This window comes from Bradyrhizobium sp. DN3 (assembly GCF_041357655.1).
Lineage (GTDB): Bacteria > Pseudomonadota > Alphaproteobacteria > Rhizobiales > Xanthobacteraceae > Bradyrhizobium.
In genome coordinates, this window is the sequence record NZ_JAULLN010000016.1 from 35,325 (window position 1) to 58,448 (window position 23,124).

Below are 23,124 nucleotides of genomic sequence, written 5' to 3' on the forward strand. Positions count from 1 at the left end.
TCCCCGCCCTCCCACATGAAATTGCAAAGGAGGAAAAAAATGAGTGCAAACGCCTGCGCCGTGATCTCGAAACGCGAACTGGGGATGTGCCGGTTCGGGCCCGTCAAACCTCGCGTGGATATCGCTCCTACCACGGGGCCATTCACCGGCATCGATTTGGCCGCACCGACACTCGTGATGGCGGACGCAGAAAACCTGGTTTTTGGGGCACGCGATCTCGGGAGGAAAATCAATTTTGCTGCTCTGGCAAACTTGCTGCAGGATGCGTTTCCCCGGGTGGACTTGCACGCCTGTTACAGCGCGCCCGCGGTTGGCGGCCACATGTGCTGCGATTTGGTCGGCACAGGCTGGACCGTGCACCGGCGCCTTATCATCGAGAGCGCCTTTATCAAGGGCTCAGGGGCGAACGCGGACGTGTCGCTGGCGTTCCATTCCGCTGCGCTGATCGGGAAATTTCGACCGCAGAACTTTGTGCTCGCGTCGGGTGATGGAATGTTGGTCCTCGACATAGGTCGCGCGATCAAAGCCCAATTTCCGGATTGCCGCGTGGTGGTGACCGCGAGCCTTGCAGGCTCCACCTCGCGCCTGATCGACGCCCGCGTTGAGCACGTGATCACTCAGAACATCGAGATCGGTCTCGACGTGATGCTGCCTCTTTATCGCGGAGCACAACGGAGGACTTAGTGGCTACGAGCAATACCACTGCGTTCAGGCAATGGCCCCCCCGACGCCGCCGACGTTTGCGCCGGTCGCGGCGGTCGCGGCGGCCGGAGCCCTATCGGCTAGGCGAGCTCATCGCAGCATATCTCGTCTGTCTGCTCGTCGTGATCGCGACTTTTCTGCTCCTCGGGCCGCTCGGAATCCTAGCCTACTTCGTTTGCGGCTTCTGGCTGACGCGCTTTCTTTCGCGCCGTGTGGTCTGGTGGGCATTTGCTAGCAACATCGAGAACGTCTATCTCACGAAAGTCTGGACGTTCTTCCAATGGCCAATAGCTGTTGCGGTTTTCCTTTGGAAACTAGCAATCGTCAAAGCGCTTTAGGCCTTAATGCCGCTGAGGCTGTGCGCACAAACAGATCTAGGGATCAGTTTCTGCCAACGAGATGTTGTCCGTATCCTAGCGGCGCGACGTCCGACATCTCGGAAATGCGAGTCAAGCGGCGAGATCCACGAGAATGGGATGGTTGGCAGGAAGCCTTCGCATAAGCGGCCGCGTTCGCCGCAGCGCGCAATTTCGAAATGATCGAGCATCGGATATCGAACGTCACTAAAACTCGCAGCGGCACACACCCTTAGCTTGACGACGGCCTCAGCTCAGGTAGAGTTGTATTGACCCAGTTTTTTCAATCGTTGCCAAAGACACGACTCTTATTGGTTGCAGCGACCAACGTGGCAGATAGCGGGGAGTTAACGTCCTCGCGTGTTGCTTCACGTCGTGGCCGGCGCACGTTCTTAATGGCGAGGCTTATGAGGCCTAGAAGCCAGTCAAAGAGTAGTAATTGTAGGCATAATTTCCGGCAGGCCGCTGCCGCTGTGGTTAGAGGGGCGAACCATGGCAGACCACCACAATCCAGAAAATGGCCCGGAGAGCGCTGGGGCCAATTGCTCTGAAGCGCCCCGAGCCGAGCGAGGAGGGGCTGTAACACGTCGCGAAGTTCTCATAGGCGGTGCATCCTCCTTATTGGCCGGCCCGGCAAGTGCAGCGATCGAGAGTCCGTACCTAGATGTAACCTACGAAGATAGTTCGCGGCGCGGGTTGATAATCGCTTGGATCGAGAGACCCCTTTCCACAGTCCGGCGCACAGATGCACCATCAAAGCCGCGCTACGAGTGGCTTCTGCGTGCATCTACTTTCACCGATCCCAATCTCCCTAATGGGAGGGGCCGTTTCGTGCTACGCCGGGTGCAAAATGGCTGGCGCGCCGAAATTGCAAAATGTGCATTTCCGGGCGGCTATCAGTTCGGGCTGAGGATCGACGTTAGATGGGACCCTAACTTTGATCCAAACGCTAAGCCTGCCAAGGCTTCCGAACCTTCGCTGATCATAACACTCCGGCGGGACGAGGAAGTTAGCATTTCAGTCCCACACCTCATTGAGTTCTTGAAAGGCGACGACAAGGTAGACGAAGTCGCCGGTCAACTGAGCAGGTCGCAGACTATTGCACTCATTAGGGCGCTGTTTGGAGACACTTTCGATATCTATAGGGCAAGCGATATAGCTTTAGCCTTCCACCGCGATTTCTATTGGATCTTGCGCGCAGGTCAAAGGATTGTACCCGGCTCGCTAGAGACGGCCGCCGCCAAACAGAAGCGCTTCCGCGCTCTGCCTGACGAGGGCCCATCCCTCCAATTCCGAGAGGTGTTCTTCACCGTCTTCTCCGGCAGCCAAGGAGGGAAGACGGCCGATGTCTTCATCCTGGACCCGCACGACACGGGCAAAGAAAGGGAAGACGTGCGCGCCTTGTTTGCCGGCGACGGGGCGCCGCCCGCACCGGACAGCAGCCTCTCCCAACCAGCGGCCAAGCAGCCTTCTGCGGAAGTCCCGGCTCGCGCTGCGCCCGGGGCAACGGGACCGGTTCGTCGAGTCGTGCAGCAACCCGACTCCACCTTCGAAGAGACAATTGTTGTCGCCGAGGAGCAACGGCTAGCACCTCGCGTGCTGTATGCATTGGTGCGGCACGACCTGGCGCAATCGAAGTCTAACCCCCCGGACGCCTGGAGCGGGACGCTCGCGCTCGGTCGGCTCCCAACCGGAGAGAGCGCGAGGGTCTCAATTCATGACGGCCCGGAAGCATCCTTCCTCGGTTGGCGCAATTCTGGCGACGGCAATCCCGTTTTCGCTTTGCGGGCTCCCTGGACGACGCTTGCCGTTCGGCGCGAGGACGGCGCTGTCCCGAGCGAGTTCGACGACCTCAACGGCCTGCTGTGGCGCGCCCGAGGAGAGGACGGCGCACTGCGTGTGATCTGCTCGCTCACCGCCACGAAGCGGAAGATGCCCATCGAGACGCGCTTCGGCCGATTCACAACCGCGCCACTTCCCGCAGTCGCACCGCGGCCGGGCGTGTCCGCACGGGTGCCATCGATCCGGATAGGAGGCACAGGTGCGAAGAACGAGCGGACGCTGAACCATTTCGCCGCGCCCCTTGCATTGGAGCATGCGGCGATTCCCCTTCTGAGCGACCGTCTTGTCGGGATCGCGCTCGCGCGCGCCAAGGCGAAGGACGACAGTTGGGCCGAATCGGCTGCGGAGCGCGCCGCCAAATTGTTCAGCCAGCTGACGTTCCACGAATCGGAATGCCTGTTCCGCATCGACAAGCTGCCCTTGCGGCACGTATGGACGGGAACGCCCGCGCCTACCACCGATCCGCCACAGGCCGAAGCCGTAGTACATATCGGCGTAAAGAAACCGGGGGTTCCGGTACGCATCTCGCTGAGCCGCGCGATGCTCGCTGTGCGTCGGCCGTCCGACCTCCTAGCACTCAAGTACCGATTCCAAGATCTGGTCCTGGAGTACGGCGAGCCGGGAGACTATGGCGGGGCGGGATGGTGGGTCACGCCGGACCGCCGCATTGCAGCCTTCGTGCCGAATGGCGAGCCGACGTCCGATCCCGTTGTACCCCTTGTCTGCAAAGATGCGCCTCCCTTCGCCAATGACCCCACGCGCTACCAATCGCGACAGGATCCGCGCCCCTTGTTGGTGGTAGAATTCCCACCCCAACACATCGCCGAGCGCGCGTATTTGCGGCAATTGCAGGCGGATCCAGTGCTGCCCGTCCCGCCGCGGGGCACGGAGGTCAAACCAGACGAGGCGGAGATACTGCGGAACGGGAAGCTGGATGATCGAAAGAAGACACGAAAGAAAATCGGGGATGCGCAGGAGGCGAAAAACGATCCCGACTACAACGAATACCGCAAGCGATTCCGAAAGGCCGTACAGAACGACGCCGACATACCCGCAGACCAACAAGAGTATGTCGGCCCCGCCTACCTTGATCTAGAAGCCGCTCGCTTAGCACGGCGGGTGGCACGCGAGATACAATCTGAGAAAGATGCGAAAGACGAGGCTCTTGAGACCGCCGAGCAACGCGCCCGCTTCTTACGGGGCATGCCGGAAGTACAGCTTCCGGATGTGGTCCTCCAGGAGCTTCGTAGGTCATTTCCTAACATAAAGGACGATTTTAGCGAGGGTTATCCGGAGGCGGTCGACGGCAAAACGCCTCCTCCCGAGGGCCAGGTCAAGGACTATCTCGAAGCGCGGGAGAGGCTGAGGAAACAGCGCGATTCCGATTACACGAAGTTCAGTGATTTTTATGCAAGTCCTGAGTCCAAACGGGAGCAAGTTCGTGGGCTGACGGACAGACAGAAGCAGGATCTCCAGGGGTATGGAAACCTGCCGGGACCTTTTTACGGACGCCGCAGTACTATCGCGCGCGTCGAGGACGTTGCGAAAACAAGCCTCGATGAGGCAAAGAAGGCAACCCGGGCAATCGCGGCGAGCGTCGCCGCCTTTGATCTTCAGAGCGAAGTCGACGAGCACTTCGAAATCCCGACCGAGGCGCGCGTCTCAGGATCCTCGCGCCTAGTTTTTCGTATCCCAGCCGATGATTTCGAGAGCGGGCGGCCAGAGAACCGCGAGGGCGCGCCGGCGGGTGCGTTTCCGTTCACGATCGAAGCGCTCACAAATTGGGGAGCCTTCGACCTTGCGGTCGTTCGGCGCGCCGAGAAGGTTTTTGAGCCTCTCGCGGGCTCGCCCGGCCGAACCGGCAAGGACGGCGCCAGCCTGCAGATCGCCAACGGTCGGCTTCCGCCACGGTGGGCTCGGCAGGAAACGCGCGACGAAGCCGCTAAGCTCCTCTATCAGGGACTAACCCGCGGCGACGGCTGGGCCATACGGCACGACGAACAGCGCGCACTCGACGGTGTCAGCGACTGCCCGAAGCCGCTCGCGCGGCTAGGCGCGGTGACAGGTGCCCAGCGTGTGGCGGAGATTGCCGCGAGCGTGCGGCCTCCGAACCTCTACGAAACCTCGATCGAACTTCCGTTTCGGCTGATGTTGTCGCCCGCCCAAGACGCCGCGTGGCTCACGCCGCTCGGCGTGCCGATGGATGCGGATCTTAAGCGCGTAACGGGCCAAGTTCCCGGCTACAGCGCGCCAGTTCCGCTGTGGTTTGCTCAACTCGACGAGGCGCCGGGCTCGTCGAGCGTGCGCGCGATCTGGTCGCCCGATTTCCGGCCCGAGGCGCTGCTTGATCCCCAGCTTGGCGGTCCGCCCCATGGCCCGTGGGCGCCATGGGCGATGGCGCGGGAGGTCACTACACGCAATCCCTATCAACCCGACGAACCGGTCTATGCTCTGCCCGGACAAACACCCAAACCACCGACATTGCCACCCGAACGGTTCCACACCGGCATGGATGCGGGCGACCGTCATGAGTTAGTCGCGCTCAGCTCGCTGTACGGCCTCCCGGTGCGGGGGCGACGCAAAAAGGATGGTACGCTCACGGATGGCAGCCAGATCAACCCGCCGCCGGGGTTCAAGCTGCGGTACGCGGCAACAGAAGCGCTCGAAGACGGCAAGCCTGAAGACGATTACTCCGCGATCTATCGGCCGCAGCCGCTAGGGGTCGCCGAGCTGACTCTGACTGCGCTCGGCGGAAGCTTCGATGCCGATACAAACTTCGTCCCGCCGGCTTCAGCAAAAGTCGTACCGATTGATGACTGGGTAAAGAGCCATAAGCCCGGTAAGCCGTTGTTCGACGCCTTTTCAATCGAACGCTGGCGGCAGGACACCCGGCTCGGTCGCGATGTTCGTGTGGAGGTTATCTATAAGGGTTTCCTATTCCCTTGCGGACATCGCGCGTCGCTGGTCAAGCTAACAGAACGGCGCTTCATGGTCGGACCCGGTGGCATTGCGGCGGGTCCGGTTGCTTTTCTCGTGCAACGCTTCTTCCTGCGCGTCGGCACACCGATCAAAACCTACCCCGCGCTCGGCCAACCGAATGGGGGTCGGAGCTGGCCGGTCGAACGGCTGGAAATCCTCACACGTGTAACCCCCGACATCCTCGATCCTACCGATGCGACGCCGAGCGGGACAGACAGGTGGTACGAGGCGCCCAACGGCCGCATCTATTTGCGTGTAAACGATGGCGATCCGCAGGTCCTGCCGGGTCTCGTGTTCTGGCCAAGGGTGCGCGCTCGCAATGGCGGGGAAGTGAATTTCGAGCTGGAGATTGACGCGCGCGGCACGCGCACCCGCCTTCCTCTGATTTTCGTCGATAACACGGCGGCCAACGATGAACCCACCATGAGGGCTCTGACGCGGGGCTACAATCAGCGAACAGACGCGATCGATAAAAACCAACCTGACCCGCGTCGCATCCTGCAACTCGGCGGCGGCAAGCGCCGATACGCGCCCGAAAAGGAGCCCGACGCAACCAGCTTCGAGACGCGGCAGTGGGTGATCGAATCGGAAGGCCGAGAAAAAGCGATTCCCAACATCTTGGACGACGACAGGCGTATTCGCTTCGACAACACTAACTTTGATTTCGGCGCGCTGCTGCAGGGCGTGGACCAGCCACCGTTCTATCCCGTCATGGCAGAGGCTGCGGTGCGCATCGCGCAGGTCGATCGAATGGTAGGTCGCGCGACCGGAGAGATCGGAGTTTTCTTCGACTCCGAGTACCGGGCGTTCGGGTTTCCGCAGGATGAGAGACTCGCAAGCAAGCCGCGTGGCGGCAAAAGAGAAACGACGGCGAAGACCGACGTCTACCTAGATTTCATTTCGGAAGTCGCGCTTGATCCCGGTTCGTCGGGCGACCGCACGGGCGGGGCGGTACGTCCCAATACGAAGCTGGTCGCGATGTCGCGCAGCAGGGGGCCGGTCGGCAACAACAACTATCATTCTTCGTTGAAGGCTCTGGCGCGCTCCGACCTGCCGGCATCGACCGGCCTTGACGATCCGAATCCGACCACAATTTTCAGCGACGCGAGTGTGCTTGGGGTCATCAAGCTGAAAGACGCCATCCAATTTATCGGCAATGGTCTGGCGAGTGCGCCGCAGTTCAAGGAGGCGACCCAGTATACGTCGACGCTTCTCGCCGATCTCAAACAAGTCGCCAACGCCGATGCCGGCGCGGCCGTCGCCAAGGTTCGCGACCGATTGCTGATCCCGATGCGGGAAGCGCTGCTGACGCTGGCGAGGCAGTTCTTCTTCGCGATTAAACCGGACGCCAAGGAATCCGACTTCACCGAAAGCGCCGCGCTCGAGCGGATCGAGCGACTCTATCCGGACGTCGGTAAATCCTACCGCGAATTGGCGGACGCGCTCGATGCTGCAATTTCCTCAAGTGCGACGGTGCGCGACGTCGAGGCACTGCTTGCATCCTTCGCCACCATCTACGGTGCGGGGCGTCGCTTCCTCGCCGCGATCGAGCGCGTCGCAAACGACCCGCTCGCACCGGTTCACGAAGCTCTGCGCGATGCATTCAACAAGCTGGTCACCGACATCATTGTCCAGACAGCAGCCCTGCTTGAGTCCGCCGTTCCCGGTCTTCAGGACTTTCAGACCAAGCTGCACGACAATCTCGCATCTCTGTTTTCGCATCCGGATTTCATGGCGTGGCGCCACCTTGTGCTGGCCTTGCCTGGTGCCCATGCTATCGCGTCCACCTTTCCCGGCCAGGTGGATGCAGTCGACAAGAAGGTTCAAGAGATCCTCTCGAAAGCCGCATCGGACTCCAATTTCCTCGGACTGTTGCTGACCAAGAATGGCGACCAAGCAGCGAGCGCAATCGGCAAGGCCTTCGCAGACGAACTCAAGACAGAAATCGCCGGCGCCACCGGAGATTTCCAGAAGGCGCTGCAGGCCGCTGCCGACGACTGGACAGTTGCAGTCGGCAACGAAGCCGACCGGGAAGCCAAACGAATCAAAGGCCTCTTGTACGACGCGGCCTCGAAGCAGGTGCGCGACCTGCTCGCAGCCGGGCAAACTCTCGTTGGCCATACCGAGCTGAGCATCCGAACCGTCATCGGCGATCTCGTATCTACTGCGGCGGCGGCCTTGAAGTTGATCCAACCACTAGTGGACTATGGCTTGACCAACGCCGTCCAACTATGCGGACAACTCGCTGGAATCATCAAATCCGTGGCTGACGCAATCAACCTTCCGGCCCCGGATGGCGTCAACAAAGCGCGCGACGACATGGGCAAGGCTTTTGCCGAAGTCGTGAAGGCGTTCGAGAAGATTAGCCTCGATTCGCAGCCAGTGAAAGATGTAGCCAGGACTCTCGACGAGGGCGCCGCTGCGTTTGTCAAGGTGCGCGATGCGCTCCGGCGAGCCCTGGACCAACTCGTTCAGCTGCAGAACGACGTCTGCAGCGCGACTCCCGGGCGCCTTCCGCTGGACGCTTTTGCGGCGCTGGGGCGAATGCGCAACACTCTGCTGTCTGCGCTGAACAACTTCATAATTGTGCTCGGCAGTCCACAGTTCCTCCCCGCCATAGCCCACGAGAGCGGACGTGCCGCGAGCGATATCAAATCACTGCTGGCAAAGATTACTGGAACGGGCGGCGATTACGACAAAGCGCGCACCGCCGTCGTTGAGGCGGCGAAAGCTGCTGCGACCGTGTCCGTCGCCCTTTGTGGGTTGGCTCGCGATGCAACCGCGTTGCGCGACACTGGCGCTGCCGGGCCGCTGAAGAAGGTAAGGGACGATCTGGCGTCGCTTGGAAACCCTAAGCTCAACGATATCATCGCAATTATCGACGGCGCAAGAAACGATGCGATTTCCCTGAAGGCAGACATAAAGACCGCCATCGACACGCTAAACCAGAAGGTATCGGACGCAGTCACGCCCGACGGTGCCCAGAAATATCTGGACGAGCTACTTACCGTTGTCTTTAACGCATCGGCTACCATAGACTCGATCCAGTCGAAAATCGTCCAGAAGTTGGAGCAACGAGTCCTTGAGGAAGTCGGCGTATTCGTCGTCGCTGGCGAGCCGTACCTCAAACAAATGGTCTTGATCGCTTTCCAAGGCCTTAGTCCTGTCTTCAGCTTTCTAAGCGGTGTGCAGGGAAAACTGGTCGACGCGCGCGACAAAGTCTGGAGTGCCCTTGGCGGGACCAACAGCGACAAGGCCGACGGCAATATTGGCGATGACCTGAGCGGACTTACCTTCGCAAAGGTTCGTGCTCTACTGCTAGTCGCATGTCCTAAGCCTTCACAGGTGCCTCTGCCGCGACCGGGGCTCAATTGTCCGGCGGGACCGAATCCAACCGACGATTTTTTGGCTGCCGAAAAGCTGCAGCTTGACGATCTGGCGGCGAGATTCGCCTCGAATGATCCGACGAAATTTGACCCGGCGACCCTTCAAGCCTTCTCCAAGCTGTTCGAGGCCTGGAGCGCTAATCAGGGATCGACACAGATTCTGGCTCAACAGCTCGCCAATGCGGCAACTGCCGTGCTTAGCGGCGATCTCAAGCGTATCGTGGACCTCGAAGGCGCGAGACGCCGCATCGAGGAGAAGATCAAGGAGTTGGTGCCGGCGAAGGTCGTGCTCAATTATGACATGCAGGCCGATCTCAAGGAGTTTCCGCCGGTCTTCCGGCCGGAGCCAGGTAGTCAGATCACGCTCTCCGCAGGCGCCGTATACGATCTCCTCGACCTCACCGTTCCGCCCCGCTTCACCGCAAGCTGCCGGCTCGATCCGTTCGACATCAACCTGTTCGACGTCGTGACTCTAATTTTCGACGGCGCACAGTTCGTCAACGAAAGCGGCAAGGGCTCGGACTTCAACATCGTATATAAGGATTTCGAGCTCGGCCCCAACGCTGCGTTCCTCAAGCCGCTACAGGCTCTGATGAACCCGGGTGGCAGTGGACCCTACGTGCGGGCGAGCCGCGAAGTTCCCGGAATAGAGGCCGGCTACAGCCTCGACCTTGGCATCATCTCGATCGGCACGGTGTCTTTTGCCAACGTGTCCATCAATGCGGCGTGCGTGCTACCATTCAATGGAGCACGCGCGACGTTCGTCGCTTCGATCGGACGCGAGGACCGCCCTGTTCTTCTCTCGATCGCGCCCTATGTCGGCGGCGGATTCCTTGCTCTGTACGCGGATGCCCAGAGGCTCTTGGGATTTGCTGCCTCCTTCGAGTTCGGAGGTGGTGGCGCCTTCAAATACGGGCCGCTCAGCGGACAAGGTCGCATTTCCACCGGCATCTACCTACGCAAACTCACGCGGTCAGATGACACTGACGATTGCGTGATCGAGGGCTTTTTCTACGCCGGCGGCGAGGCGCAGATCGCTTGCTTCGCGATCAGTGCCTGCCTCGTGGTACGCATATCGCATCGGTCCGGCGGCAGTATGCAGGGCTCCGCGGTCTTCACCTTTGCTTTCTCGATGGGCTTCGCCAAGCTCCGCTACCAGGTCGGCGTGCAAAAGAGCATGGGCCAGGGCTTTTCGGGCAGCAGGGCGGCACGCATCCTAGAAGATCTGCGTATTGCCGGGAAGGAGAGCCCCACGCCCACTCCGATCGTGAGCTGCCACGCACAGGCGCTGCAGGACGATTGGGTGAAGTACCAGACCTACTTCGCCACCGACATCAACGGGTTCGCCGCATGATCGTGAAAGTACCAGTTTCCATCGCGGCGCATGTCGTCGCGGCGGGCATCTACGGCGACCGGGCCCGCCTCACGCTATCGCTTGCACCTGTATTCAATGAGCAGAATACGCAATACGACCTCGCGGACTGGCCTAATTCCGTCGAAAAACTATTGGCCAGCAGTGAGGGTTTCGAGGTCATTGCGCTCGGGAAAGACCAAAGCTGGCGCACCCAAGGCTTATTCGCTGCAGGCAATATCAAAAAGATTGCGAAGAAGGATTTGCACCGGATCGGCTCCGCGGGAGAGGCTGCAGCAATCACCGCTTACTGGCGCTCCGTGATGAGCGACGATGACGGATTCGGTTTCCTGGCTAAGGCCCTCGATCCGAGGTTCGACTCGCAACTAAGAGATCCACTCGATGCGGCACTTCGAGACCCGGAGAAAGCCGGGCCTTACAAGACGCCCGATATTCACGGCACTTCCCGCGACAAGATCGTGAAAGAGCTGACGCTCGAACGCGCTGCCTATTTTGCAGCCGGTCTGAGACGCGAAGCGATCGATACAAGACCGAAGCCCAAGCCCTCGGACTCGCTGAGTTTCCGGATCAAAGACTGGAAAACGAATCGTATTGGACCGTGGCCGAGCGATGTGCCGCTAAGGGACTCGCTTGTGGCCGCCTTGTCCGAAGATGACCAGGCTTATCTGCGGCTCCAGGACAGCCGCACTCGCGCCGATAACTTTGCAGCTGCCCGCAGAATCTATCAGGACACCGGCAAAACTCCGAAAGAGGCGATCGACGCCTTGACCGCGGCGCACCCGTGGTTGTTGGACCGGACGCCGTTAGACGCAACGCTGTATTTCAGTGACCCACGCAACTTCACCGACACCGGCAAGGAGCATACGCGTGCAATCATGACCGAAGCCGCGGCCGCGTACCGCCTGGCGTCGCGAACGCCCACCTTTGACGGCAAGGACGTATCGCCGCCGGCCGACGATCCGCGCATCGAATTCGCAAGGCGACGCCTGTTTACCCTGCAAGGCAATCCATCCCTGGGGCGGCTGTTCCGCTTCGCGGTCGACTTCGATTGTCCGGTAAAGGCGCTGAAGGATGCCACAGACGGTGCCTTCCTCTATCCGGAGAAAGTGCTTGACCGCGATCCCGCGGGTCCGGACGACCTGCCGGGGCCAGCAGAGCAAAATGCCCGTTTCCTGCTTCTCAGACTGGCGACAACGGACGACGGTTCGCGGCTGTGGAGCTCCGCCAAGCTCCGTCTGCCCGGCAAGGAAACGAAGAGCATGGCCGGGCATTTCCTGCCGTGTGCGCGCGAAGAGATCGATGCTCGCGTTGTGAAAAACGACTCTGACGGACGTGAGCTTGCCGTCTTCGGCCAGATAGACGGGATCGTCGATCTCGGACAGCATGTACTTTTTGAGCAGCGCTATCAAATCATCTCGCTCGATCCGATCATGGGAATGGCGGCCGACGACGCGAAAGAAAAGCGCCGCGCAGAAGACAGCAACACTCTGGCCAAATATTCCACAACCTTGCTGCCGCGGGTTCGTGACGAGTTGGCGGACAACAGACAAGGCACGCAACGTGGCGGCGGCCTGGCTCTCGCCGATCGTTGGCGTCAACTGTACGGCATTGAGCGTCACCTCGATTCGCGGGACCAGCGCAGCCAATACGATCCGAACGTGAAGCGCGAAAACTCCAAAGATATCGTGTTGGACGCTTCGGACCTGACGGTCGGGTACAAGCTCGACGTCGGCGTTCGGGGAAAAGGAGGGCGAAATCGCTGGCACACTCTGATGCATCGCAAGGTCGAATATACCCCGACCAAGAGCGTTCCGGCGAAGCTGAGTGAAAAGCTCAACGACTACATCACAAAGCTTTACCCAAATTCCGCCGCGCGCCTCGATGCTGATGACGGCCAGTTGCAGGCACCAGCGGCGCTACGGGACTGGTTGCCGGAGGGAGGTGAACGCAAACACACAAGCGCGTTCATGGAAGAGGTGATCGGCGCATGGCGTGGCGACCCGCTCGGCTTGGCGTGCGGGGTCGAAAGCCACCCGCTCAGCACGAACGATCTGCGTATCGACATCAGCTACGATCTGCCGACGGAGCCGGCAGCCACCCCGCCGCCACTGCGCTTTGGCTGGCGCTACCATTTCGGCCTGCGGGCGTTTTTTGCCGGCGGCGTATCGCTACCGCTCAACCGAGCACTCGGACATTACGAAAAGAGTCGCACGGGCCAACTCGTGCTGCCAGTGGCGGGCGATTACGGAACCGCTTTCCTCAGACACGAGCGCATTGAGGCGCCGGTCATGACGATTCCAGATTGGATGTTCGGGGCGTTGAAACGCGAGACGAACTATACCCGCGTCGCGCTGAAGGGCCGCTTTCCTGTTCCTCAAGCTGGCCGCATGATGGTGCGCAGCCTCAATGATCCCACCAATCGTCGCATTGCGGATATATCTGGTGACCAGAGCAGCTTACCCGGCATCGGCTTCGATCGGCGCGTGCTCATGGCACCGCCCGTTCCCCTCGAATTTGCTGCCTTGCATGACGCGTTCCGCGGCAAAAGCGGCGAGTACATCGAGCGGAAGGTCAAAATGTGTGAGCCCAGAGCGCTGCAGGGCGACAGACCGAATCCGAACGATTATGAGACCAGCACAGTCGACGGAGAGGAGGAGAAGCCAGAGTTCATGCCAGTGCCTGACCCTGCAAACCCGGGCAGAGCCATCTGGAAGAAGGTGCGGGTTGCGTGGCGGCCTCACATAATCGAATCGCGGCCGCGTGGCGGTTTGAAGGGCGTCGATCACCGAGCTGCCTGGGGCGGATTTCCAGTTTATCGGGCAAAAGCCTCGGCAGGTCTCACCAAGCCGAAGGAAAAAGCTCCGGTGATGAGGCCCGCTGCAATTACCGATGAGGGCGAAATCCTTTACCGCGTCAAGGGCGATGGCGAAGTTGTTTTCAAAGGTCAACCGAACGAACGGAAGGTTTTCTGGAGCGCCGTCGGCGTATTCGAGAACGAGGATGGACAGAGCGACCGATCTGGCGTCGCAGTGTTCAGGCCGTTGCCGACTGACAGAGACAAGGAGGTCGAGCGTCAGCCGTACTATCCAGATCCAGCAGCGGTGACGCTTGTCATCGACGTCGCGGTCCGCGGCACCGGTTTCGACGGCGATGGCGCCCAACGGCACGCGGTAAAATCCCTGCCCTTATACACAACAGATGAGCTCAAAGGTCCCGCGCCTCCGGACTATCCTGACGCCGTCCCGGTCGTACTCGACCTTGTGCGCGGCGACGGCAAGGGCGAATTGATCAAATTCAATGGAAAGACTGACTACGGTAATATCCCCAATACGCCGCCATCCGGCCGCCCGATAGCGGCAGCCCACGTGACGGTGACGCTCGCGCCAGGTGAAGAGGCTCGCATCCGCTGTTGGTGCGTCCCGAGCGCAATCTTTCTCACCCACATGTGGGGTGCCAACGAGTCGCTTGTAGCCCTCGCGGTCGCGAGAGGGTTTGTTGAGACTATGACGAGGAAAGCCGTTACCGAGGCGGGCATTACGGCTCTCTCTTACTCCGTTGACGATGTTTTCGAGACCGGGCTGAAACGGCTAACCACAATCGATCTGGGCGCCAAAAAGAATAATGGCAAATCCGACGGCAAGATCACTTTCGCGGGACTACCGATGCCGGCCTCTGAGCGAATGCTTACGCTAGCAGATGAAATCCGCAAGCGTATGCTCCAGGAGCCGATGCCGTTGGTCGCGGCCGTCACCGAGATCGAAGCGGTGCACGCGGTGGACCTGCCGAAGCAAGTACCCAACGCGGTGGCGGGTCGGAAGTGGCAGCTGCTGCGCGTAACGGGCAAGACGAACAATACCGAAAACATCGACCATCTGCTGAAGCCGGAAAAAGAGTGCGAGCCGGTCCTCGGGGCTCTGTGCAAATCCGACCATTGGACGCTAGAAAACCAGATGGCGGATGCGGTGGACGTTCTGATCGACGGGTCGATCACCGTGCACGGCGCAACAACTGGGGCGGTCGAGATTCGCGCGAGCGGCGCGGCCGCCGCTCGCGGGCGCTTCGACGACGTGGAGCGTGGGCGCACGCGCGATGACCGTGCTCGCGGTCTCTGGCCGAAACCGGATGCACAGCAGCCGATGAAGGCCAAGCGGCTCTTCGGGTTCGAGCCAGCCGAGGACGGCTCCGTTAGCTTCGAGCCCGAATCGATCACACTGCTGCGGATTGAAGGATTCGCCCCGGGTCCGAACACGGCTTCGCCTGGCGAGGTTCGGCTCGACCTGCTCGATCTGCAGCGCCAAGCGAAAGCGCTCGAGCCCGGGCCCGGACAAGAGATAAAGGCGCACGATCCTCCGTTGCGGGCCTTCCGCCCAACCGCTTTCCCTGACACGCGGGCGCGCTGGATTGAGCTTTCCGCCGTCGCCATCTCGCGACATGCGGGCGCGCTCCGGACGCGCTACGACGAGCTTCCTGAGGTGCTCACGAAACCCGGGCCCCAGCAACCGGGAGCGACAGAGGCAGAGAAAAAGGAGGTTACGATAGCGGTGATGGACCGGCGCTGGCTGCCGGCGACGCGGCGGCCAGCGCGTGTCGTGTCGCTGAGCCCGATTCCGGCGTTCGCATGGAATGACAACGTGCCGACGCCTGCGAACGCCAAGTTGTCGCCGGTATTTGTGAGCCGCGCAATGCGGGTGCGCGTGCGCGCGAAACGCGCGTGGCTCTCTGCCGGTGAGGGCGAACGGCTTGGCGTAGTGATCTGGCCGCCCAATCTGTTCGCTAAGGACGTGGGTAACTTGCGCCACGACATCGTCAGGCCGCTGCCCGATGATCGCAACGAGATCAACCTGCGGACCTTGCCGGACGATGGAAGCAAGATTGCGGAACTGCAGGACGCGGACCTTGGTCCCGGTGGCGGTTGGGTGACCCGCTGGGGGGCAGATCCCATCCGCTCCTACAGCGGACTCCAGGGCTGGCTGCTGTCCAAGGAGAATTTCCCTGGGGTGAGCGAGGACGCCGTATTCACGGACGCGCCGGAGAAGCACCCGAAGGGGCCGGTCCTAGTCAAAAACGTGCTCATGCCAGTGCCAGCTGACGCTGATGCCGCGGAACTGAGAGCGGCACAACCGCCCGGCGGGTTCATGGCAGTCTCGCTCATCACCTATGCGCCGCGCTTCGATGTCGATCAGGAGACCTGGTACTTCGATCTCGAACTCAATCCTTGCGGTGCGGTGTACCCATTCGTGCGGCTCGGGTTGGTGCGTTTCCAGCCGAACGCACCGCGGGCACTGCAGGTATCCGAGCCGATCGTTGAGTGGGCGCAGATCATGCCTGCGCGCAAGCTCAACGCTACCGCGCGATATGTGGATCCCGAGCGAAAGCGGATCGAGATTACCGCCGTAGTCGAGGGCGTCTCGTCGGGAGCCGATGACAACCAGGGGCATCCGGAATCATCGGCCGCTCAGGCACCGAGGATGTACTTTAGTTTGATCCGCCGTCGCTTGCCGCGAGACGACGAATTGCCTGACTCCGAAGTCGTGTACGACGGACCTCGTGCCACGGACGCTGGCTGCAGTTCGGCGTGTATGACTTGGACAACTGCATTTCAGATCCACACTGACGAATACCAAAACCACAACTGGTCGGTGTTCGCTGAAGAAGTAGACCGACTGCGGCCCGCGACCTACTCCGACGAACCGCGCTACGAGACTTTCAAGGATCGCAATTTCGCGGATACTGGGCCGCGGTTCACCGCTCGCCTTGGTCTGGACAATTTGAAGATCACCTAGGTCAGACAACAAGTGGATCAATACAAAAGCGCCGTGGATAGTGGATAACAGTCGCAAATGTTAGGAGGAGGAAAATGAGTTTCCGTCTACCCGCCTTTATCGCTGCTATCGTTGTTCTAGCGAACCTGCCGCTGAAGGCTAGTGCCGCCGACTGGATGCTTAGGGTGCAGACGACATCACGCGTCTGTCACGTTCAACTCAAGACGGCAGCTCCGCTTGGAGAAGATTTCAAAGGTCCGTTTTCTTCCCGCAAGGAGGCGTGCCAGGAGGCTGCGAACCAATACGACGATAGTGCGTCCGACCAGTCGAAATGCTGGACATACGGTGGTGGGACCGTCAGTGGATGCAGGGCCGATGGCATCACGCTCCCGCCGACGAGATCAAGACGCAAACGTTCAGGCTGAATGCAAATCCGGATCTGCCAACGTAATCGCGGTCCAGATTGCATCTGCACGATCAGGGAGGAGCTGGCCCGGCCGTCGGAAAAGTATCAGCTAGCGCTGACGTATCTACTTGCCAGCTTCAATTACTGAGCAGACGTTACACGGAGAACAGAGATGCGCCCCGATGCCAAAAATGTCGACCGGCTCGCGATGATAGCGGTCGAGGAAGCACTCCATGCATTGAGAAACGCGGTGCCTCTTCGCGAAGGCATGTTCGCCAAATCAGATGCGCTGCTGGAATGGATCGAACGAAATTTGAGCCTATCGAACCGCGCCAAGCTAAGATCGATCGAATTTAAGCCAACCCGACGGCGAATTCGCTTAGGAAGGGATAATTTTCTCGTTGAGTTGAGTGGCATTCAAAGGGAGAGCTACGAGGCGTACGAAACAGTCGGCGAAGTAACCTATGCCGTCGAATTGCACATAGATGGAACGAATGTTCGTGTTGTCTCCTTTGAAGTACATTTCATAAACACGACGCCTGAAGGCGAGATCGGCGACTCGTCAGAACGACCGTTCAGACTTCCGTTTGACGTGAGTTGGACTTGGGATGGTGACAAAGCGGCGAAATATTCTGCCGATTATGCCATGAGTCCAAATAGCGCCTATAGGACCTATGACGTGGATTGCACCAACTTTGCATCCCAATGCTTAACAGCTGGAGGGAAGACAGAAATCGGCAGCGTGATCGATCGGAAGAAGGATGAGGTTTGGTTCTATGGGAGTTTTGAAATCACCACCAGCTACACTTGGGCGGCAGCTCAGAATCTTTTTCAGCATCTTACAAACTATACCGACACAACGACCGAAGCGGATCACCTGAGTCTTCGCCCGGGCGATCTAATTATCATGGAACCAAAGCCCGGCCATGAATGGCACGCTATGATTGTAACGGAAAGAACTGATGACGATGCGTTGATGAGCTACCATACAAACAACACGCTAAGACGTTCGTTTATTCAGATCTTAAACAACAGCATCGCTGCCAAGCAGTTTTGGTACTTGAGAATTGGAACTAGCTACAAAGCTAACGTTGTGTGACCGATTGGTCGAGAAGGCGCTGCGAAACGCGCTGGACGCGACCGTTAGATTCGAGGCGCAGACAGGGCGCTCGACTAAAGGCGCATATTCGCATTGCATCCCTTCCGGTCCATCAAACCGCGTCTTTCCAACGCCGACTGAAGAGCGTCCGTACTAATTTAGGCCAACGCGAACCAGTCTCGTTGCCTGCCCGAGCCGCAGACCGCCAATCTGCGGCGCGCAAGTGCATGTCCCGCTTTGGTCACTTCCCAGGGAATCTCGCCGAGCTCGATGGCTACCTCCTCGGCGCTACGCAATTCGCGTCTGCGGAGAGCTCCAAGAACGCGACGTTCGAGCGCTTCGGCATCATAGCTCGGCTCGACGTTGCCCTCTTCGAAGCGATCGCACCAGAGAACGTGACCGCGCCAGACTATGAAATGGCTTCCGCACCCTCCGTCGCGCGAGACCGATGGATACAGAGTCGCCTTCCCGGCGCGCATGTCGAGCTTCCATGCCTTTCCAGTGCGCGGATCGAGGTTGACGACCAGGGTTTCACCGCAGCCGTCCGGGCAGCGCATCAACACGGATCGGAGGGCGCCGCGACGCACGAGAACCACGTCGCCGGGCTTCTCGAGCAGGCCCTCGCCCTCGTCGCGGTACTCCGCTTCGCCGCGCAATCGTATCCACCTCGCGGGACCTGTCATGTGGTCGCCCTCGTTCTAAGATGCTCAGCAAGCCGCGCGGCAACGACATAACCCTTCGTGCGCCGATAGCGGTCGGCGGCGGGTCCATCGTCCCACTGGCATCGTCGAAGGAGCTGCACGGCGACGGCGACCTGATACTCGGTTGGGCACGATTGCGTTGCCATTCCCAACCGCCTGAGTTGCCGCACGACCGTGGACATCCAACAGTACGGGGCGGTCGGCTCGCAAGGGCCTGGGGCATGGATGAAACTAGACGGCGCATAGAGGCGATCTATTTCGGACCACCAAACCAGATCTTCGTACTGCTCTCGATTGCATTCTGGAGGCAGCTCGAAGGCGAACCACGTCTCAAGAGCCGCGAGGTCTGCGGTGAGCGGAGCCTGCCGCAGCACCGAGGCCAGGTCGATGAGAATCGCCTGTTCGTTCTTCACGCGCACGTTTTCGCCATGCAGGTCGCCGTGGGCCGGGGCCAAGCGATAATGTTGCCGAAGGGCTGTCAGTTGCTTCCATACTTCATCTGGGCCGATGGAAATTCCATATCGCTGGGCGGCTTCGGGGTATAAGGGCCGGATGTCTTGCGGCCGACACATTTCGGCGTCGTACATTGCATCAGCCACCGAGCCCTCGATCAGGCCTCTGGCATAGGCTTGGTCCCGCCAGCATCCGAGCGTCTCGTCGAAGAGCGAGGTGACCGCCCGTGCCGCGAGGTTGCGGCGAGCTAGATCCCACAATGATTCCGATCGATCGACGAAGTTGCCGACCAACAAGCTCCGTTCCGTTCCCCGAATGATCTGGTGAACGTTCGGCCTGAGGCCGAATGGAATGAACCTGTCGGCGAAATCGAGATAGTTCCGGTACTCTCGCTCAATCTTGTCGCGTCTATCCAGTTTCGCGAAGGCCGGCTGCGGCCATAGTCCGGCATTCGACCCCTCCACGATCATGTGCACGGCAAATACACGCGCACCGGAGCGTCCGCCCGTCAGTTCGTCAAGTGTGATGCGGCTGCAGTGCGCGAAGGCGCGTTGCAACAGCGTCGTGTCCGCTTCGCTCACCGGCTCGCGGTTCTTGGCAGGTTCGACAATCAAATTGGCGCGCGGTTTCGGGCCTGCGTTGTGCCGCGCTGTTCCTTCCGCTAGCGCGTGCGCCGGTGGATTGGTCCGGGCGACTATATTTGGAATCTTGAGGATCTCGCCGGCCACTGCCTGCAGCCGCCCCATTGCCGCATCGTTTTCCGTCACGAGATCCACCCTAGCCCCATAGTCCACAAGGGTCCTTACGTGACGCCTGGCCGTCGAGACGACCGCATCGGGGACATCGGCGCCGAACCAGAAAACAGCGGCGCACGCGTTGGAGGCGTCGACGAGTTGCGCACAGCCGCAATGGCGGACGATCAGATTTCGGTTCTCGAACTCACGTTGCATTTCCTCGGTCGGCGGAGCGCCGAACCAGAGCACCTCGCGCCGTACGTCAATCATGAGGCACCGGTGGCCGGACCGGAAGAGGCCACGAATGGCCCCTCGCAAGCGCACCGTTTCGAGAACAAACGATGCACCCCGGCACTATCCGGGCGGTGGTCGGGCGTACGGTGCCGCGGATCCCGTCGTAAAGTTGGAAACGGGCCTGACCGGGCACGGGCGTCACGGCGGCCATGAACATCGTCGCGGCCAAGGACGCCACCGTCGAATTGATTGACATGACCGCGGGCTGCGGTTCATGGGCACCTACTAGATAGGGATCCGAGGCCCGTTGCTCCGAACTCATCATTTCGCGTCGGATCTGATTGGCGTCGAGTGCTGCCGTGCACGTCAGACACGGCAATTCCGGAGCGAGCATCTGTACGCGACCGGTGATGTGGGTGACCACGCCGTCGCGCACCGTGATGCTTGTTCCCATGTCGATAGTCGGCACGAGGTGCTGGTAGGCGAGCTGGCAGACGACGGCTCTGCTCGCATGCGAATCGGTGCACAGAAAGATGAAGTCGAGGCCCGCCAGCTCGGCCGCGCTGCTCTGATCGACCACGTCGGCTTTCACGCCGCGTACCCGGGCCGTGGGCAAGCATGCGCGAATTTCCCTCTCCGCGATATCTATCTTGGCGGCGCCCACGTCGCCCGCGCTCGCGCCCGCCAGGCGGTTCAGGTTCGTGGTTTCGATAGAGTCGGGATCGATCAGGACGTAATTGCGGACTCCAAGCCGTGCCAATTGTTGGACCAGCACCGATCCCGTGCCGCCCAGGCCGATCACACCTACCTCCAGCGAGGAGATCGCGCGCTGCCCGTCGGCGCCGAAGGCACGAACCTGACGGTCGTACCGAACTTGAGCGGGGTCCGCGGCTCCGCCTTGCGACAGCAGGACCAGTCTTTCGCCGACCTCCCAGGTCGGCACCTCCTCGGTCGTGCCGATCCGGCGCGCGCGACAGCCGCCCTGCCCCAGCACCAGCGCCAGGTGATCGCCGGCCGACGCGCGACGCCGCAGGTAGTCGGCGAGCGCCACCTCGCCCTCGTCGTCAACCTCGGAGAAGTGCGGATGCCCCCGCTCGAAGGGATGCGTGTGCATGAGGACGACGCTGCGGCCCCGGGCGCGCGCGCGATTGGCGACGTCTACGATGAATGCAGGCCGCAGCGTGGCCGACGACTCGCCGCGATGCTCGTACGCCGATTCCGGCACGACCTCGACTTGGTCAACCACCCAGGTGCCGGTTCTCAAGTCATGGACCGTATAGGCTACCCCGCAGCTCTCAAGTGGGGCGGCCGCGAGCAGCTCGGCCGACGCCGTTTGATATGCCGGAGCGGAGAATCGCAGTCCGCTCATTGCAGCCGCCTTAGCCGGTCGGCGATGGTGTTCATCCAGCTCGACAGCGTGTCGCGATTCGGATTCCAGCCTTGGAGATGCCACGAGAACCAGAGACCGGATTCGGCCGTTTCTGGGATGGTGTTGTTGTTGCCCGAGTTGGAGGGCATACGCCCGCCCTCTAGCAGCAGGTCATCGTCCGCCCAGAAGCAGTCGGGAGCGGCGAAGGGGTAGCCGGCCGGGACCAGGAAGCGGATCGAGGTGGAGGTCTTGCTCCAGCCGGCGGGCAGCGGCACCGAACGGATGGTCACGAGTGTGGCGCCCCCCGGGAGAGGCTGCGTGCTCACTTCCGCGTAGCGCTGGCGCAGCTCGTCGATCTGCACTTCTGGAACGCCCATATCAGCCGAAGTTCGCTTTCGGCGCCGACGAAAAGCGCAGGGGACCCTTATCTTTGTCTAGCGAGACCAGTTCGTCATCCGCGATGATCCGGTCGGGGTCGTTCCCGTGGCCTTCGAGAACGAGGTCGTGCGATGGGTCCCAGTCCGTGACGCGCGCTTTGATCTGCAGTCCGGTCAACGCCGGCTGATCCGTCTCGTATTTCTTTCCGCCGACGAAGAAGAAATACGTTTCCTGGTGGCCACCGGCGGCGCCTTGTTTCTCGTTCATCTGATCCTTGTCCTTTGAGCCGCCTCCGGGGTCGGAGGACTTCCCTCCGGCCCCGGGATGTGCGAATCTGTGCAAATCACACGATGCAGGTTCCCGGTTCCCGTGTCAATACGTGTCATTCGCACATAGACTATGGATTCCTTCGAAAAACGGCTGGTTGAAGCAGTTAGGCGCAAACGTGAGGCTGAAGGACTCAGCATCCGGGCGCTTTCGTCCCTCGTCGGCGTCAGCTTCTCGACCCTGGCGCGCATCGAGCGCGGCGAGGGGCTTCCCGACAACAATTCCAAGATCAGGTTGCTGGAATGGCTGGGCCCGGACGGCGAGGAGGCTGGGCTCACCTTCGACAGGGTGGCCTTCGTGCACTTCCGCGCGGCTAAGAACGTGCGCTCGCCGACGGTCCACGCGCTCCTCCGCTCGGCGGATCTCATACGACGGAATTCGGGAGTTTCGTTCTCGGGCGAGTCTCCCGCCGCGTCCAACCAGGGCAACGAAGCGGTGACGCTTTCGAAGGAAGAGCTGGAGGAGACCGCGGACCGTTTTAGGAAGGACCTCGGCCTCTCTCAGCGGCAGCCGCTGGACTCCCTGAGGGTCGAAGTGGAAGGAATTCTTCTCTTCAAACTCACGGAGACGAAGTGCCTCGAACGTGCTCTCGTGAAGCATCTTTCGATCGACGCCTGCGACGAATGGTCGGCAATGAGCGTGCCGCTCAATCAAGCTGAGGACACGTGGGCCGTCCTTCTTAACGACTGCCACACCGTTGAGCGACAGCGGGTGACTCTGATGGAGGAGTATTGGCACATCCTGCTCGGGCATAAGCTGACGAAGATCGCGCGAGTGGCCGACGGGTACGGCCGCACGTACGACCAGTCCGAGGAGCACGACGCCTTCTATCTGGCGTCTGCCACGCTGCTTCCCCGGTCCGCCATGATCGAAGCGGTCTCGGATCGTGCGACGTCCGCCGATATCGCGCGGAAGTTCGCCACGTCTGCCGAGCTCGTCGACTATCGGCTGAAGAGGCTGGGGCTGTGGCGAGAGCACGTCGGCAAGAGAATCGCGCTTTCCTCCGACTGAGGAAGCTTCGGCC

Annotated in this window: 10 protein-coding genes; 5 read left to right on the forward strand and 5 right to left on the reverse strand. The window is 60.7% G+C overall.

Annotated features, from left to right (window positions below):
* The first annotated feature begins 39 nt into the window (after nucleotides 1-39).
* From AAE027_RS23070 to AAE027_RS23085, 4 genes are all read left to right on the forward strand, one after another.
* On the forward strand, nucleotides 40-684 hold the full coding sequence (locus tag AAE027_RS23070; RefSeq protein WP_370988785.1) for a PIN domain-containing protein: 645 nt from the start codon (nucleotides 40-42) through the stop codon (nucleotides 682-684).
* Between the two features lie 1,205 nt (nucleotides 685-1,889).
* Complete coding sequence (locus AAE027_RS23075) at nucleotides 1,890-10,619, forward strand: phage tail family protein (RefSeq protein WP_370988784.1); 8,730 nt, start codon at nucleotides 1,890-1,892, stop codon at nucleotides 10,617-10,619.
* The gene (locus AAE027_RS23080) at nucleotides 10,616-16,420 is read left to right on the forward strand and encodes a hypothetical protein (protein WP_370988783.1); all 5,805 of its coding nucleotides are present in this window, start codon (nucleotides 10,616-10,618) and stop codon (nucleotides 16,418-16,420) included. Before AAE027_RS23075 ends, AAE027_RS23080 begins: the two co-directional genes overlap by 4 nt.
* Nucleotides 16,421-16,977: 557 nt before the next feature.
* A complete protein-coding gene (locus tag AAE027_RS23085; RefSeq protein WP_370988782.1) occupies nucleotides 16,978-17,904 on the forward strand; it encodes an amidase domain-containing protein in 927 nt (308 codons plus the stop codon).
* Nucleotides 17,905-18,062: 158 nt separating this feature from the next.
* Here the strand turns inward: AAE027_RS23085 and AAE027_RS23090 are convergent, their stop codons facing one another.
* The 5 genes from AAE027_RS23090 to AAE027_RS23110 are packed head-to-tail and all read right to left on the reverse strand — an operon-like array spanning nucleotide 18,063 to nucleotide 22,040.
* Nucleotides 18,063-18,560, reverse strand: a complete 498-nt coding sequence (locus AAE027_RS23090) for a ubiquitination-like system serine protease family protein (RefSeq protein ID WP_370988781.1) — start codon at nucleotides 18,558-18,560, stop codon at nucleotides 18,063-18,065.
* A 23-nt stretch (nucleotides 18,561-18,583) separates the two neighbouring features.
* On the reverse strand, nucleotides 18,584-20,062 hold the full coding sequence (locus AAE027_RS23095) for a hypothetical protein (protein WP_370988780.1): 1,479 nt from the start codon (nucleotides 20,060-20,062) through the stop codon (nucleotides 18,584-18,586).
* Nucleotides 20,055-21,395: a ThiF family adenylyltransferase gene (locus AAE027_RS23100; RefSeq protein ID WP_370988779.1), complete on the reverse strand. Its 1,341-nt coding sequence runs from the start codon at nucleotides 21,393-21,395 to the stop codon at nucleotides 20,055-20,057. The genes AAE027_RS23095 and AAE027_RS23100 overlap by 8 nt, the downstream gene beginning before the upstream one ends.
* Nucleotides 21,392-21,757 (reverse strand): E2/UBC family protein, encoded by a 366-nt coding sequence (locus AAE027_RS23105; protein WP_370988778.1) that lies wholly within the window; start codon nucleotides 21,755-21,757, stop codon nucleotides 21,392-21,394. Before AAE027_RS23105 ends, AAE027_RS23100 begins: the two co-directional genes overlap by 4 nt.
* A 16-nt stretch (nucleotides 21,758-21,773) precedes the next feature.
* Nucleotides 21,774-22,040: a multiubiquitin domain-containing protein gene (locus tag AAE027_RS23110; RefSeq protein WP_370988777.1), complete on the reverse strand. Its 267-nt coding sequence runs from the start codon at nucleotides 22,038-22,040 to the stop codon at nucleotides 21,774-21,776.
* A gap of 132 nt (nucleotides 22,041-22,172) precedes the next feature.
* Here AAE027_RS23110 and AAE027_RS23115 point away from each other — a divergent pair, with 132 nt between their 5' ends.
* Nucleotides 22,173-23,111, forward strand: coding sequence for a helix-turn-helix domain-containing protein (locus tag AAE027_RS23115; protein ID WP_370988776.1), 939 nt, complete (start codon nucleotides 22,173-22,175; stop codon nucleotides 23,109-23,111).
* Nucleotides 23,112-23,124 lie beyond the last annotated feature (13 nt).

Bases quoted from the DNA above. Each gene is read 5' to 3' on its own strand.
- AAE027_RS23070 (WP_370988785.1), top strand. From the start codon at position 40: ATGAGTGCAAACGCCTGCGCCGTGATCTCGAAACGCGAACTGGGGATG.
- AAE027_RS23080 (WP_370988783.1), top strand. From the start codon at position 10,616: ATGATCGTGAAAGTACCAGTTTCCATCGCGGCGCATGTCGTCGCGGCG.
- AAE027_RS23110 (WP_370988777.1), bottom strand. From the start codon at position 22,040: ATGAACGAGAAACAAGGCGCCGCCGGTGGCCACCAGGAAACGTATTTC.
- AAE027_RS23115 (WP_370988776.1), top strand. From the start codon at position 22,173: ATGGATTCCTTCGAAAAACGGCTGGTTGAAGCAGTTAGGCGCAAACGT.
- AAE027_RS23085 (WP_370988782.1), top strand. From the start codon at position 16,978: ATGCGCCCCGATGCCAAAAATGTCGACCGGCTCGCGATGATAGCGGTC.
- AAE027_RS23100 (WP_370988779.1), bottom strand. From the start codon at position 21,395: ATGAGCGGACTGCGATTCTCCGCTCCGGCATATCAAACGGCGTCGGCC.
- AAE027_RS23095 (WP_370988780.1), bottom strand. From the start codon at position 20,062: ATGATTGACGTACGGCGCGAGGTGCTCTGGTTCGGCGCTCCGCCGACC.